This window comes from Stenotrophomonas maltophilia (assembly GCF_006970445.1).
Taxonomy (GTDB): Bacteria; Pseudomonadota; Gammaproteobacteria; order Xanthomonadales; family Xanthomonadaceae; genus Stenotrophomonas; species Stenotrophomonas maltophilia_AU.
Genome location: NZ_CP033877.1, coordinates 886,894 through 898,551, shown reverse-complemented (window position 1 = coordinate 898,551; position 11,658 = coordinate 886,894). Strand labels below are relative to the sequence as shown.

Annotated in this window: 23 protein-coding genes; all 23 read right to left on the bottom strand. The window is 62.3% G+C overall.

Annotation, left to right across the window (positions count from 1 at the left end):
* Positions 1-8: 8 nt before the first annotated feature.
* Positions 9-638, bottom strand: coding sequence for a 30S ribosomal protein S4 (gene rpsD / locus EGM71_RS04050; protein ID WP_004145446.1), 630 nt, complete (start codon positions 636-638; stop codon positions 9-11).
* Between the two features lie 15 nt (positions 639-653).
* Positions 654-1,043, bottom strand: a complete 390-nt coding sequence (gene rpsK, locus EGM71_RS04045; RefSeq protein WP_004145443.1) for a 30S ribosomal protein S11 — start codon at positions 1,041-1,043, stop codon at positions 654-656.
* 11 nt (positions 1,044-1,054) lie between these two features.
* A complete protein-coding gene (gene rpsM, locus EGM71_RS04040) occupies positions 1,055-1,411 on the bottom strand; it encodes a 30S ribosomal protein S13 (RefSeq protein ID WP_004145437.1) in 357 nt (118 codons plus the stop codon).
* 347 nt (positions 1,412-1,758) lie between these two features.
* Positions 1,759-3,126 (bottom strand): preprotein translocase subunit SecY, encoded by a 1,368-nt coding sequence (secY, locus tag EGM71_RS04035; protein ID WP_101764976.1) that lies wholly within the window; start codon positions 3,124-3,126, stop codon positions 1,759-1,761.
* Between the two features lie 7 nt (positions 3,127-3,133).
* Positions 3,134-3,577 (bottom strand): 50S ribosomal protein L15, encoded by a 444-nt coding sequence (rplO, locus tag EGM71_RS04030; RefSeq protein WP_004154498.1) that lies wholly within the window; start codon positions 3,575-3,577, stop codon positions 3,134-3,136.
* Positions 3,578-3,583: 6 nt separating this feature from the next.
* The gene (gene rpmD / locus EGM71_RS04025) at positions 3,584-3,775 is read right to left on the bottom strand and encodes a 50S ribosomal protein L30 (RefSeq protein ID WP_004154497.1); all 192 of its coding nucleotides are present in this window, start codon (positions 3,773-3,775) and stop codon (positions 3,584-3,586) included.
* Positions 3,768-4,310, bottom strand: a complete 543-nt coding sequence (gene rpsE, locus EGM71_RS04020; protein WP_005415419.1) for a 30S ribosomal protein S5 — start codon at positions 4,308-4,310, stop codon at positions 3,768-3,770. Before rpsE ends, rpmD begins: the two co-directional genes overlap by 8 nt.
* A 161-nt stretch (positions 4,311-4,471) precedes the next feature.
* Positions 4,472-4,825, bottom strand: coding sequence for a 50S ribosomal protein L18 (gene rplR, locus EGM71_RS04015; protein WP_005408212.1), 354 nt, complete (start codon positions 4,823-4,825; stop codon positions 4,472-4,474).
* A 32-nt stretch (positions 4,826-4,857) separates the two neighbouring features.
* Positions 4,858-5,382 (bottom strand): 50S ribosomal protein L6, encoded by a 525-nt coding sequence (gene rplF, locus EGM71_RS04010; protein ID WP_164119290.1) that lies wholly within the window; start codon positions 5,380-5,382, stop codon positions 4,858-4,860.
* 18 nt (positions 5,383-5,400) lie between these two features.
* A complete protein-coding gene (gene rpsH / locus EGM71_RS04005; protein WP_005408210.1) occupies positions 5,401-5,799 on the bottom strand; it encodes a 30S ribosomal protein S8 in 399 nt (132 codons plus the stop codon).
* Positions 5,800-6,058: 259 nt separating this feature from the next.
* Positions 6,059-6,364, bottom strand: coding sequence for a 30S ribosomal protein S14 (gene rpsN, locus EGM71_RS04000; protein WP_005408209.1), 306 nt, complete (start codon positions 6,362-6,364; stop codon positions 6,059-6,061).
* 18 nt (positions 6,365-6,382) lie between these two features.
* Positions 6,383-6,925: a 50S ribosomal protein L5 gene (rplE, locus tag EGM71_RS03995; RefSeq protein ID WP_004154491.1), complete on the bottom strand. Its 543-nt coding sequence runs from the start codon at positions 6,923-6,925 to the stop codon at positions 6,383-6,385.
* An 11-nt stretch (positions 6,926-6,936) separates the two neighbouring features.
* A complete protein-coding gene (gene rplX, locus EGM71_RS03990; protein ID WP_004154490.1) occupies positions 6,937-7,254 on the bottom strand; it encodes a 50S ribosomal protein L24 in 318 nt (105 codons plus the stop codon).
* 16 nt (positions 7,255-7,270) lie between these two features.
* Entirely contained in the window at positions 7,271-7,639 is a 369-nt protein-coding gene (gene rplN, locus EGM71_RS03985; protein ID WP_010483978.1) for a 50S ribosomal protein L14, read from the bottom strand.
* Positions 7,640-7,651: 12 nt separating this feature from the next.
* Complete coding sequence (rpsQ, locus tag EGM71_RS03980; protein ID WP_053519744.1) at positions 7,652-7,921, bottom strand: 30S ribosomal protein S17; 270 nt, start codon at positions 7,919-7,921, stop codon at positions 7,652-7,654.
* Between the two features lie 11 nt (positions 7,922-7,932).
* Positions 7,933-8,118 carry a 50S ribosomal protein L29 gene (gene rpmC, locus EGM71_RS03975; protein WP_004154487.1) on the bottom strand — a complete coding sequence of 62 codons (186 nt, stop codon included), beginning with the start codon at positions 8,116-8,118 and terminating at the stop codon, positions 7,933-7,935.
* Positions 8,118-8,531, bottom strand: a complete 414-nt coding sequence (rplP, locus tag EGM71_RS03970; protein WP_004154486.1) for a 50S ribosomal protein L16 — start codon at positions 8,529-8,531, stop codon at positions 8,118-8,120. The genes rpmC and rplP overlap by 1 nt, the downstream gene beginning before the upstream one ends.
* Positions 8,532-8,536: 5 nt before the next feature.
* Positions 8,537-9,271 carry a 30S ribosomal protein S3 gene (rpsC, locus tag EGM71_RS03965; protein ID WP_004145350.1) on the bottom strand — a complete coding sequence of 245 codons (735 nt, stop codon included), beginning with the start codon at positions 9,269-9,271 and terminating at the stop codon, positions 8,537-8,539.
* Between the two features lie 18 nt (positions 9,272-9,289).
* Positions 9,290-9,625, bottom strand: coding sequence for a 50S ribosomal protein L22 (rplV, locus tag EGM71_RS03960; protein WP_004145348.1), 336 nt, complete (start codon positions 9,623-9,625; stop codon positions 9,290-9,292).
* Positions 9,626-9,637: 12 nt separating this feature from the next.
* A complete protein-coding gene (rpsS, locus tag EGM71_RS03955; protein ID WP_004154485.1) occupies positions 9,638-9,907 on the bottom strand; it encodes a 30S ribosomal protein S19 in 270 nt (89 codons plus the stop codon).
* Between the two features lie 6 nt (positions 9,908-9,913).
* Positions 9,914-10,741: a 50S ribosomal protein L2 gene (gene rplB / locus EGM71_RS03950; protein ID WP_004145339.1), complete on the bottom strand. Its 828-nt coding sequence runs from the start codon at positions 10,739-10,741 to the stop codon at positions 9,914-9,916.
* A 10-nt stretch (positions 10,742-10,751) separates the two neighbouring features.
* The gene (rplW, locus tag EGM71_RS03945; RefSeq protein ID WP_004145338.1) at positions 10,752-11,051 is read right to left on the bottom strand and encodes a 50S ribosomal protein L23; all 300 of its coding nucleotides are present in this window, start codon (positions 11,049-11,051) and stop codon (positions 10,752-10,754) included.
* On the bottom strand, positions 11,048-11,653 hold the full coding sequence (gene rplD, locus EGM71_RS03940; RefSeq protein ID WP_004145337.1) for a 50S ribosomal protein L4: 606 nt from the start codon (positions 11,651-11,653) through the stop codon (positions 11,048-11,050). Before rplD ends, rplW begins: the two co-directional genes overlap by 4 nt.
* Positions 11,654-11,658 lie beyond the last annotated feature (5 nt).

Genomic DNA, 11,658 nt, shown 5'->3' with positions numbered 1-11,658 from the left:
AATGTGAATTACTTCGAATACAGCTCGACGATCAGCGCTTCGTTGATGTCCGCAGGCAGATCCGAACGATCCGGAACAGCCTTGAAGATGCCGGTGAACTTGCCGGAATCCACTTCAACCCACGACGGGCTCAGGTCATGCTGGGCGGCGACGGTCAGGGCTTCCTGGACGCGCAGCTGCTTGGCAGCCTTTTCAGACAGGGCGATGGCGTCGCCAGCCTTGACCTGGTACGAAGCCAGGTTGACCGACTTGCCATTCACGGTGACGCCGCGGTGCGACACCAGCTGACGGGCAGCCGGACGGGTCACGGCGAAGCCCATGCGGTAGACGACGTTGTCCAGACGGGTTTCCAGCAGCTGCAGCAGGTTCTCGCCGGTGTTGCCCTTCTTGGTCGAGGCCTTCTTGTAGTAGTTGCGGAACTGACGCTCCAGCAGGCCGTAGATACGCTTGACCTTCTGCTTTTCACGCAGCTGGGTGGCGTAGTCGGACAGCTTGCCCTTGCGGGCAGTGGCGCCGTGCTGGCCGGGCTTCTGCTCCAGCTTGCACTTCGAGTCCAGCGCACGCGCCGGGCTCTTCAGGGACAGGTCGGCGCCTTCGCGACGGGCGAGCTTACAGGTAGGACCGATATAACGAGCCATTTCTTATCGCTCCCTTTAGACGCGACGCTTCTTCGGCGGACGGCACCCGTTGTGCGGGATAGGCGTCACGTCGATGATGTTGGTGATCTTGTAGCCGACGTTGTTCAACGAACGCACGGCCGACTCACGGCCCGGACCCGGGCCCTTGATGCGGACTTCCAGCGACTTCACGCCGTAGTCCAGCGCAGCACGACCGGCCTTTTCAGCAGCCACCTGGGCAGCGAACGGGGTCGACTTGCGCGAACCGCGGAAGCCAGCGCCACCGGAGGTTGCCCACGACAGAGCGTTGCCCTGGCGGTCGGTGATGGTGACGATGGTGTTGTTGAACGAAGCGTGGACGTGGGCAACGCCGTCGGTGACGACGCGCTTGATCTTCTTCTTGGTCTTAGCAGCGGGCTTAGCCATTTATAGGTCCCTTACTTCCTGATCGCCTTGCGCGGGCCCTTGCGGGTGCGGGCGTTGGTACGGGTGCGCTGGCCACGCAGCGGCAGACCGCGACGGTGACGCAGGCCGCGGTAGCAGCCCAGGTCCATCAGGCGCTTGATCGCGATGCCGATTTCACGGCGCAGATCGCCTTCCACGATGTACTTGCCGACTTCGGCGCGCAGGCGCTCGATTTCCGGCTCCGACAGATCGCGGATCTTGGTGGTCGAAGCAACGCCTGCGACTTCGCAGACCTTCTTCGAACGGGTACGGCCGATGCCGTAAATGCTTTGCAACCCGACCCAGACGTGCTTCTGGGCTGGCAGGTTGACGCCTGCAATACGCGCCATGACGCGGTTCTCCAGCTGAGTGATGGCCGACAGCGCGCCTCGGGCACGCCAATCCGGCAGGATGGATCAAAAAAGTGAACTAGCGATACTAACAAGGTTCCGGTTTACATGGAAGCCCGTGAAACCATTGGTTTCATGAACCCGGCCTGGGGAGTGTGCCCAGGCTCCGGCGCCGGATGGGGTTGGACCTGGGGTTTCCCCCGGAGCCGCCCGCGCTACTCCAGCGCGGGACCACCTCATCACACCCCCACCCGGAACCGCTGCGGGGGCCGCCCTTCGTTTGTGTGGCCGGAGTCCGCGAAGCGGAGGGACCATCACGTCAGGAAGACGAAAGTATAACAGGCCTATCAGCCGCGGGCAAAACCGCCGCGGTTGCCACCCTTCAGGTTGGCCTTCTTCAGCAGGCTCTCGTACTGATGGGACATCAGGTGCGCCTGCACCTGGGCGATGAAGTCCATCACCACCACCACCACGATCAGCAGCGAAGTACCACCGAAGTAGAACGAAGCATTCAGCTGCGTGCGCATCAGTTCCGGCAGCAAGCAGACGATCACCAGGTACGCCGAGCCGGCCGCGGTCAGGCGGGTCAGCACGCCGTCGATGTAGTCGGCGGTGGCCTTGCCCGGACGGATGCCCGGAATCAGCGCGCCCGACTTCTTCAGGTTGTCAGCGGTTTCCTGCGAGTTGAACACCAGCGCGGTATAGAAGAACGCGAAACCGGTGATCAGCGCGGCGAACACGATCATGTGCAGCGGCTCGCCCGGACCCAGGGCATTGGCGACCTTCTGCAGGACCTGACCGAAGCTGCTCTGGTTGGCGGCCTGGCCGGACCACATGGCCAGGGTGGCCGGGAAGGCCAGCAGGCTCGAGGCGAAGATCGCCGGGATGACGCCAGCCATGTTGAGCTTCAGCGGCAGGAACGAGGTCTGGTTCATGTACGCGTTGCGACCGCCCTGGCGGCGCGCGTAATTGACCGTGATCCGGCGCTGGCCACGCTCGACGAACACCACGAAGAAGGTGAAGGCGAGCACCACGATGGCGATCAGCAGCAGCTGGATGAACTGGATGTTGCCGTCGCGGTAGGCGTCGAAGGTGTGGATGACCGCACCCGGCAGGCCCGCCACGATACCGGCGAAGATGATCAGCGACACGCCGTTGCCGATGCCGCGCTCGGTGACCTGCTCACCGACCCACATCAGGAACATGGTGCCAGCGGTCAGTGCGACCACGGCAGTGAGCACGAAGCCCATGCCCGGCGCATACACGACCGGAGCGCCCGACGGCGAGACCTGGCCCTGCAGGGCCAGCGCGATCGAGCCGCCCTGCACCACTGCCAGCAGCACGGCGCCGATGCGCGAATACTGGGTGATCTTGCGGCGACCGGACTCACCTTCCTTCTGCATCGCCTTCAGGGCGGGGAAGATGTGCACGGCCAGCTGCATCACGATCGATGCCGAGATGTACGGCATCACGTTCAGCGCGAAGATGCTGAAACGGTGCAGGGCGCCGCCCGAGAACATGTTGAACATGTCCACGATGCCGCCGCCCTGCGTTTGCATCATGGCAAGCATGGCATCGGGATTGACGCCCGGCACCGGCACGTAGCAGCCGATGCGATAGACGATCAAAGCCCCGACGACGAACAGCAAACGTTGGCGAAGTTCAGTGAACTTGCCCATTCCGCCCGCGAGGTTACCGATGCCAGCTTGCGCCATGATTTTCTTACTCCGTTACGCTGCCGCCGGCAGCTTCGATCGCGGCCTTGGCACCAGCCGTGGCAGCAATACCCTTCAGGGTGAACGCCTTGGTCACTTCGCCCTTGACGACGACCTTGGCCTTCTTTGCGGTGCTCGGGACCAGCTTGGCAGCACGCAGGGCGGCGAAGTCGATCTCACCGGCCGGCAGCTTGTCCAGCGCGTACAGCAGCACTTCAGCGGTGTCCTTGGCGATCGGCGAACGGAAGCCGATCTTCGGCAGACGACGCTGCATGGGGGTCTGGCCGCCTTCGAAGCCAGCCTTGATCTTGCCGCCACCCTTACGGGCGAACGAACCCTTGTGGCCGCGGCCGGCAGTCTTGCCCAGGCCCGAGCCGATACCGCGACCGACGCGGGTGCGCTCGGTGCGGGCGCCCGGTGCCGGGCTCAGTTCATTGAGACGCAGAGTCATGATCGATTACTCCTCAACCTTGACGAGGTAGTGAACGGTGTTGATCAGGCCGCGAACCTGCGGGCTGTCCTTCAGTTCACGCACATCGTTGAGCTTGTTCAGGCCCAGAGCACGCACCGACAGGCGGTGACGCGACTGAGTACCACGCAGGCCGCGCACCAGGCGCACCTTCACAGTCTTGTTGGACTCATTAGCCATGGTTGAGTTCCTCCACCTTCTTGCCGCGCTTGGCCGCGATGCGAGCCGGCGACTGCGCAGCAGTCAGGCCCTTCACGGTGGCACGCACCAGATTGATCGGGTTGCGCGAACCGGTGGCCTTGGCCAGCACGTTCTTCACGCCAACGGCTTCCAGCACGGCGCGCATGGCACCACCGGCGATGACGCCAGTACCTTCCGAAGCCGGCTGCATGAACACGCGGGCTGCGCCGTGACCATCCTTGATGGTGTGCCACAGGGTGCCGTTGTTCAGGTCAACGCTGACCAGGTTCTTGCGAGCCTGTTCCATCGACTTCTGGATGGCGACCGGCACTTCGCGGGCCTTGCCATAACCGAAACCGACCTTGCCTTCGCCGTCGCCGACAACGGTCAGGGCGGTGAAGGTGAACTGGCGGCCACCCTTGACGGTCTTGCTGACGCGGTTGACCGCGACCAGCTTTTCGATCATGCCGTCGTCGATCTTCTCTTCGCGGTTACGGTCGCGATCGCGACCCCGCTGCTGACGCTCTTCTGCCATGTTGATTCCTTGGTTGTTTGGGTATGTACGGCTCAGGGCCGCTTATGGTTGTGAAGTGACGCGTCGTTCCGGTGGGCCACTGCAGAAGAGCGGCGCCGTCCAGCCTCACTCAGGCTGGCGAGCAGGCGGGCAGGAGGCCATCGGCCCCCTGCCCTGATCCCTTAGAACTGCAGGCCAGCTTCGCGCGCGGCTTCTGCCAGGGCCTTGATGCGGCCGTGGTAGCGGTAGCCCGAACGATCGAAGGCAACCTTCTCGACGCCGGCGGCCTTGGCGCGCTCAGCGACGATGCGGCCAACCTTGGCAGCGGCATCGGCGTTCTTGCCGTTCTTCAGGCCTTCCATGACGTCGGTCTGGGTGGTGTTGGCGGCAGCCAGCACCTTGGAACCGTCGGCGGTGAAGACCTGGGCGTACAGGTGCTGGCCGGTGCGCAGCACCGACAGGCGGGCGACGCCGAGCTCACGGATGTGGGCGCGGGTCGACTTGGCGCGACGCAGGCGGGCGATGTTCTTGTTCATGATGTTTTTCCCTTGAAAGCGGAAGCGCCTAATTAGGCCTTCTTGGCTTCCTTACGGATGATGACTTCGTCGGAGTACTTCACGCCCTTGCCCTTGTACGGCTCCGGCTTGCGGAACGCACGGATCTTGGCGGCGACTTCACCGACGACCTGCTTGTCAGCGCCCTGGACCAGGATCTCGGTCTGGGTCGGGGTGGTGATGGTGATGCCTTCCGGCGCCACGAACACGACCGGGTGCGAGAAACCGAGCGACAGGCTCAGATCCTTGCCCTGCATGGCAGCGCGGTAACCCACGCCGACCAGCTCCAGCTTGCGCTCGAAGCCTTCGGACACGCCCTTGACCATGTTGGCCAGGATCGCACGCACGGTACCGGTCAGCGCGACCAGGTCGGCGTTCTCGGTGCTCAGGGTGGCAACGCCGCTGTCGACATTGATGGCAATACCGGCCGGCTTGACCAGCGACAGGGTGCCCTTCGGGCCCTTGACGGTGATGCTTTCCGACTGGACGTTCAGTTCAACCTTACCCAGGGTGACGGGCTTCTTGGCTACGCGGGACATAGTTCTACTCCTTTCGCCTTAGGCCACGAAGCACAGGACTTCGCCGCCGACGCCCAGCTGGCGCGCCTGCGCATCAGTCATGATGCCCTTGGAGGTGGAAATGATGGAGATACCCAGGCCATTCATGACCTTCGGCAGCTCGCTCTTGCCGCGGTACTGGCGCAGGCCCGAACGCGAGAAGCGCTTCAGGGTCGCGATGACCGGCTTGCCTTCGAAATACTTCAGCACGATTTCCAGCTCGGACTTGTTGTTTTCCAGCTGGGTCACGCGCAGGTCGGTGATGTAACCCTCGTCCTTCAGGACCTGGGCGATCGCAACCTTGATCTTGGACGACGGGGCTTTCACCGTCTGCTTGCCAACCGCGGCCGCATTCTTGATGCGGACCAGCAGGTCGGCGATGGGATCAGTCATGCTCATATGAGTACCTTTGAGTGCACCGATATCCGCTTTCGCGAAAATCTGTTGTCTCCTGGAAACGGGCCAGGTCCCTTGATGCAGCGGGCCGAAAGCCCACTCCTACAACCCCGTTTGCGCAGGGCAAGACGCGGGAGTATACGCCAAAAGAGCCCGATTTGCGTCGGGCTCTTCGGGTTTTTTCGCAGAAAGGAAGCTGAACGCCTCCCCTCCCCGGTTCAGCAGCCCCCGAAGGGGCTCCTGATCGCAGGGCCGGCTGGGATTACCAGCTGGCCTTGCGCAGACCCGGGACGTCGCCACGCATGGTGGCTTCGCGCAGCTTGTTACGGCCGAGGCCGAACTTGCTGTAGACGCCACGCGGACGACCCGACAGCTCGCAACGGTTGCGCTGGCGGCTCGGCGACGAATCGCGCGGCAGCTTGGCCAGCTTGGTTGCGGCGTCGATCTTCTCTTCGTAGGTCGCGTCCACGGAGGACACGATCTTCTTCAGAGCCGCACGCTTTTCAGCGTACTTCTTTGCCAGCTTTTCCCGCTTGATGTCGCGGTTGACCATGGAGGTCTTTGCCATTTCGGTTTCCTCGACAGATCAGTTACGGAACGGGAACTTGAACGCTGCCAGCAGCGCCTTCGCTTCCGCGTCGGTCTTCGCAGTGGTGGTGATGGCGATATCCATGCCGCGGATCGCGTCGACAGCGTCGAAGTCGATTTCCGGGAAGATGATCTGTTCCTTCACACCCATGTTGAAGTTGCCGCGACCGTCGAAGGAACGACCAGAAACACCACGGAAGTCGCGCACGCGCGGCAGCGAGATGTTGATCAGGCGATCCAGGAACTCGTACATCTTGTGGCGACGCAGCGTGGTCTTGCAGCCGATCGGCCAACCATCGCGGATCTTGAACGACGCAACCGACACACGCGACTTGGTGACAACCGGCTTCTGGCCGGAAATCTTGGTCATGTCGCCGACGGCGTTTTCCAGGATCTTCTTGTTGGTGGCCGCTTCGCCGACACCCATGTTCAGGGTGACCTTGACCAGCTTCGGCACTTCCATCGGATTGGTGTAGCCGAACTGCTTCATCAGCGCCGGCACCACTTCGTCCTTGTAGAACTTTTCGAGACGGGAACTCATCTTCTCATTCCTCAGGCGTCGAGCGCCTCACCGCTGGAGCGGAACACACGCAGTTTGCGTCCATCCTCCAGCACCTTGAAGCCAACGCGTTCGCCCTTGCCCGAAGCCGGGTTCAGAACATTCACGTTGGAGATATGGATCGAAGCTTCGCGCTCGACCACGCCGCCGGCAACACCTGCCTGCGGGTTCGGCTTGGTGTGGCGCTTGACGATGTTCACGTTGGCGACGACCACACGGTCGCCGTCGACGCGGACGACTTCGCCCTGCTTGCCCTTGTCCTTGCCAGCGTTGACGACAACCTGGTCGCCCTTCTTGATACGGTTAGCCATGATTATCTCCTGTCGCTCACAGCACTTCGGGAGCGAGCGAGACGATCTTCATGAACTTCTCCGAACGAAGTTCACGGGTCACCGGCCCGAAGATACGGGTACCGATCGGCTCCTGCTTGTTGTTCAGCAGGACGGCAGCGTTGCCGTCGAAGCGGATCAGCGAACCGTCGGCGCGACGCACACCCTTGCGGGTACGCACCACGACGGCGTCATACACTTCACCCTTCTTGACCTTGCCGCGCGGAATTGCATCCTTCACGGTGACCTTGATGATGTCGCCGATACCGGCGTAACGGCGCTTGGAACCACCCAGCACCTTGAAGCACATCACCTGCTTGGCACCCGAATTGTCCGCGACGTCAAGGTAGCTCTGCATCTGGATCATGATTCAGACTCCTTATTCAGCCGCACGCGTGATGACTTCCACCACGCGCCAGTTCTTGGTCTTGGACATCGGAGCAATCTCGGTCACGCGGACGACATCGCCTTCCTTGCAGGCGTTGTCGGCATCGTGGGCGTGCAGCTTGGTCGAGCGCTTGATGTACTTGCCGTACAGCGCGTGCTTGACCTGACGCTCAACCAGGACGGTAACCGTCTTGTCCATCTTGTTGCTGACGACACGGCCTTCGACCGTGCGCAGCGTCTTGTTTTCAGTATTGTCGCTCATAGCGGCCATCCTTACTTCGTGCTGCCGAGCAGGGTCTTGACGCGAGCAATCTCGCGACGGACCCGGCGGATGTCGTGGGTCTTCGGCAGCTGGCCGGTGACCTGCTGCATACGGACAGAGAACTGTTCCTTACGCAGGTCGATCAGGTGGGCCTTGAGTTCGTCAGCCGACTTTTCACGGAGAGTTTTGATATCCATCAGCGCACCGTCCGGGTCACGAAAGTGGTGGTGACCGAGAGCTTCGCGGCGGCCAGGCGGAACGCCTCGCGTGCCACTTCCTCGGAAACACCCTCGATTTCATAGATCATGCGGCCGGGCTGGATCTGGGCCACCCAGTATTCCACGTTGCCCTTACCCGAACCCATTCGAACTTCGATGGGCTTCTTGGTGATGGGCTTGTCGGGGAACACGCGGATCCACATCTTGCCACCGCGCTTGACGTAGCGGCTGATCGAGCGGCGGGCCGCTTCGATCTGACGCGCGGTCAGCTGACCGTGGGCGGTTGCCTTCAGGCCGTACTCGCCGAAGCTGACAGCGTTGGCGCTCCAGCTCAGGCCATCGTTACGGCCTTTGTGTACCTTGCGGTACTTGGTTCGCTTGGGTTGCAACATTGTCGTTACCTCGCTTCACGGGCCGGGCGCTGACGGTCACCGCGGTCGCCGCGATCATGACGATCGTTGCGCGACGGGGTGTCGTCCTGCTTTTCCTGGCCAACCTGGGAGAAATCGAAGACTTCGCCCTTGTAGATCCAGACCTTGATGCCGATGATGCCGTAGGTCGTCTTGGCTTCAGCGAAGCCATAGTCGATGTCGGCACGCAGGGTGTGCAGCGGCACGCGGCCTTCGCGGTACCACTCCGAACGGGCGATTTCTGCACCGTTGAGGCGGCCACCCACGTTGACCTTGATGCCCAGGGCACCCAGGCGCATCGCGTTGCCGACCGAGCGCTTCATTGCGCGGCGGAACATGATGCGACGCTCCAGCTGCTGGGCGATCGACTCGGCAACGAGCTGCGCGTCCAGTTCCGGCTTGCGCACTTCGGTGACGTTGATGTGCGCCGGGACGCCCATCATCTCGCTCACTTCCTTGCGCAGCTTCTCGATGTCCTCACCGCGCTTGCCGATCACCACGCCCGGACGGGCGGTGTGGATCGTCACGCGAGCGGTCTTGGCCGGACGCTCGATCAGGATCTTGCTGATGCCGGCCTGAGCCAGCTTCTTGCGCAGCATTTCGCGCACTTTCAGGTCGGCTGCCAGGTAACCAGCGAACTCGGCCTTGTTGGCGTACCACTTGGAGTTCCAGTCCTTGGAAATGCCGAGGCGGATACCAATCGGATGAACTTTATGACCCATGGTCTTTTCCTTATCCGCTTACTTGGCGGCGCCCACAACCACAGTGATGTGGCTGGTGCGCTTGAGGATGCGGGTACCGCGGCCTTTCGCCCGCGCCATGAAACGCTTCAGGGTCGGACCTTCATCAACCATGATGGTCTGAACCTTCAGCTCGTCGACGTCGGCGCCCTGGTTGTTCTCGGCGTTGGCAATTGCCGACTCCACCACCTTCTTGATCAGGTGGGCAGCCTTCTTGTCCGAGAACTTCAGCAGGTTGACCGCACGCTCGGCCGGCAGACCGCGCACCTGGTCAGCGACCAGACGAGCCTTCTGCGGGGAGATGCGCGCAGTGCGCAGGATGGCTTTCGCTTCCATTGTCATCTCTCCTTACTTGCCCGACTTCTTGTCACCACCGTGACCCTTGAAGGTCCGGGTGATGGCAAATTCGCCGAGCTTGTGGCCGACCATGTTCTCGTTGACGAGAACCGGGATGTGGTTCTTGCCGTTATGCACGGCAATGGTGACGCCTACCATGTCAGGCAGGATCATCGAACGGCGCGACCAGGTCTTGATCGGCTTCTTGCTGCCCGCAGCGGCCTCCACCTTCTTGACGAGGTGGTGATCGACGAACGGGCCCTTCTTGAGTGAACGTGCCATGGTCGATTAGCCCCTACGATCGCGGACGATGAACTGCTGAGTGCGCTTGTTATGGCGCGTCTTGTAACCCTTGGTCGGGACACCCCACGGGGTGACCGGATGCGGATTACCCTGGCCGGCCTTCGCCTCACCACCACCGTGCGGGTGGTCAACCGGGTTCATGGCAGCACCACGAACGGTCGGGCGGACGCCGCGCCAACGCTTGGCACCGGCCTTGCCCAGCTTTTCCAGGCTGTGCTCGTCGTTGCCGACTTCGCCGATGGTGGCGCAGCACTCGACCGGAACCTTACGCATTTCACCCGAGCGCAGGCGCAGGGTGGCGTAGATGCCTTCACGAGCCACCAGCTGCACGGCCGCACCAGCGGCGCGAGCGATCTGAGCGCCCTTGCCCGGCTTCAGTTCGATGCAGTGGATGGTGGTACCGACCGGGATGTTGCGCAGCGGCAGGGTGTTGCCAGCCTTGATCGGGGCGTCCGAACCAGCGATCACCTGATCACCAGCCTTCAGGCCCTTCGGGGCAATGATGTAGCGACGCTCACCGTCGACGTAGCACAGCAGAGCGATGTGGGCGGTGCGGTTCGGATCGTATTCGATGCGTTCCACGCGCGCCGGGATGCCCAGCTTGTTGCGCTTGAAGTCGATGATGCGGTAGTGCTGCTTGGCACCACCACCGACGTGACGCACGGTGATGCGGCCATGGTGGTTACGACCACCCGAGCGGCTCTGCGACTCGACCAGTGCGGCGTGCGGAGCACCCTTGTGCAGGTCGGGGGTGACCACGCGCACGGCCGAACGGCGGCCGGGGGAGGTGGGCTTGAATTTCATCAATGGCATGGGATGTACCTCAGGCCTTGGCCGTTACATCGATCGACTGGCCGTCGGCCAGACGAACGTACGCCTTGCGCCAATCGCCGCGGCGGCCAGCACGGTTACGGAAGGACTTGTTCTTGCCCTTGACGTTGACCACGTTGACGGCTTCGACCTTGACGTCGAACAGCTGCTCAACCGCGGCCTTTACATCGGCCTTGGTGGCTTCGTTCGAAACTTCGAAGACATACTGATTGGAGAGTTCCTGCAGGCGCGCGGTCTTTTCGGAGACACGCGGGGCACGCAGCACGCTGAAGATTTTTTCGTTGCTGTTCATGCCAGCCACTCCTCGACCTTCTTGACCGCGTCAGCGGTGATGACGACCGTGTCGGCACCAACCAGCGAGACCGGATCCAGACCCTGGACGTCACGCACCTGCACGTACGGCAGATTGCGGGCGGACAGGTACAGGTGCTCGGACGCTTCTTCAGTGACGATCAGCGGGCGCTTGCCCACTTCCAGGCCGGCCAGCTTGGCGATCAGACCCTTCGTGTTGGTCACTTCGACATCGAAGGACTCCACGATGGTCAGACGGCCCTGACGGTTCAGCTCGGACAGGATCGCGCACATGGCGGCACGGTACTGCTTACGATTGACCTTCTGCTCGAAGCTGCGCGGCTTGGCCGCGAAGGTGACACCGCCGCCGACGAAGATCGGAGCCGTCAGTGCGCCATGACGCGCGCCGCCGCCCTTCTGCTTCTTCGACTTCTTGGTGGTACCAGCCACTTCAGAGCGAGTCTTCTGTGCCTTGGTGCCGGCGCGACCGGCGTTGCGGTAAGCAACGACGACCTGGTGGACCAGATCTTCGCTGAAATCGCGACCGAACACGGCGTCGGAGACCGAGACCTTGTTGTTGCTACCCGTGATAACGAGTTCCATCGTCA

Excerpts from the sequence above, each read along its gene's own strand:
- rpsD (WP_004145446.1), bottom strand. The coding sequence starts at position 638 with ATGGCTCGTTATATCGGTCCTACCTGTAAGCTCGCCCGTCGCGAAGGC.
- rpsK (WP_004145443.1), bottom strand. The coding sequence starts at position 1,043 with ATGGCTAAGCCCGCTGCTAAGACCAAGAAGAAGATCAAGCGCGTCGTC.
- rpsM (WP_004145437.1), bottom strand. The coding sequence starts at position 1,411 with ATGGCGCGTATTGCAGGCGTCAACCTGCCAGCCCAGAAGCACGTCTGG.
- secY (WP_101764976.1), bottom strand. The coding sequence starts at position 3,126 with ATGGCGCAAGCTGGCATCGGTAACCTCGCGGGCGGAATGGGCAAGTTC.
- rplO (WP_004154498.1), bottom strand. The coding sequence starts at position 3,577 with ATGACTCTGCGTCTCAATGAACTGAGCCCGGCACCGGGCGCCCGCACC.
- rpmD (WP_004154497.1), bottom strand. The coding sequence starts at position 3,775 with ATGGCTAATGAGTCCAACAAGACTGTGAAGGTGCGCCTGGTGCGCGGC.
- rpsE (WP_005415419.1), bottom strand. The coding sequence starts at position 4,310 with ATGGCAGAAGAGCGTCAGCAGCGGGGTCGCGATCGCGACCGTAACCGC.
- rplR (WP_005408212.1), bottom strand. The coding sequence starts at position 4,825 with ATGAACAAGAACATCGCCCGCCTGCGTCGCGCCAAGTCGACCCGCGCC.
- rplF (WP_164119290.1), bottom strand. The coding sequence starts at position 5,382 with ATGTCCCGCGTAGCCAAGAAGCCCGTCACCCTGGGTAAGGTTGAACTG.
- rpsH (WP_005408210.1), bottom strand. The coding sequence starts at position 5,799 with ATGAGCATGACTGATCCCATCGCCGACCTGCTGGTCCGCATCAAGAAT.
- rpsN (WP_005408209.1), bottom strand. The coding sequence starts at position 6,364 with ATGGCAAAGACCTCCATGGTCAACCGCGACATCAAGCGGGAAAAGCTG.
- rplE (WP_004154491.1), bottom strand. The coding sequence starts at position 6,925 with ATGAGTTCCCGTCTCGAAAAGTTCTACAAGGACGAAGTGGTGCCGGCG.
- rplX (WP_004154490.1), bottom strand. The coding sequence starts at position 7,254 with ATGGCTAACCGTATCAAGAAGGGCGACCAGGTTGTCGTCAACGCTGGC.
- rplN (WP_010483978.1), bottom strand. The coding sequence starts at position 7,639 with ATGATCCAGATGCAGAGCTACCTTGACGTCGCGGACAATTCGGGTGCC.
- rpsQ (WP_053519744.1), bottom strand. The coding sequence starts at position 7,921 with ATGAGCGACAATACTGAAAACAAGACGCTGCGCACGGTCGAAGGCCGT.
- rpmC (WP_004154487.1), bottom strand. The coding sequence starts at position 8,118 with ATGGATATCAAAACTCTCCGTGAAAAGTCGGCTGACGAACTCAAGGCC.
- rplP (WP_004154486.1), bottom strand. The coding sequence starts at position 8,531 with ATGTTGCAACCCAAGCGAACCAAGTACCGCAAGGTACACAAAGGCCGT.
- rpsC (WP_004145350.1), bottom strand. The coding sequence starts at position 9,271 with ATGGGTCATAAAGTTCATCCGATTGGTATCCGCCTCGGCATTTCCAAG.
- rplV (WP_004145348.1), bottom strand. The coding sequence starts at position 9,625 with ATGGAAGCGAAAGCCATCCTGCGCACTGCGCGCATCTCCCCGCAGAAG.
- rpsS (WP_004154485.1), bottom strand. The coding sequence starts at position 9,907 with ATGGCACGTTCACTCAAGAAGGGCCCGTTCGTCGATCACCACCTCGTC.
- rplB (WP_004145339.1), bottom strand. The coding sequence starts at position 10,741 with ATGCCATTGATGAAATTCAAGCCCACCTCCCCCGGCCGCCGTTCGGCC.
- rplW (WP_004145338.1), bottom strand. The coding sequence starts at position 11,051 with ATGAACAGCAACGAAAAAATCTTCAGCGTGCTGCGTGCCCCGCGTGTC.
- rplD (WP_004145337.1), bottom strand. The coding sequence starts at position 11,653 with ATGGAACTCGTTATCACGGGTAGCAACAACAAGGTCTCGGTCTCCGAC.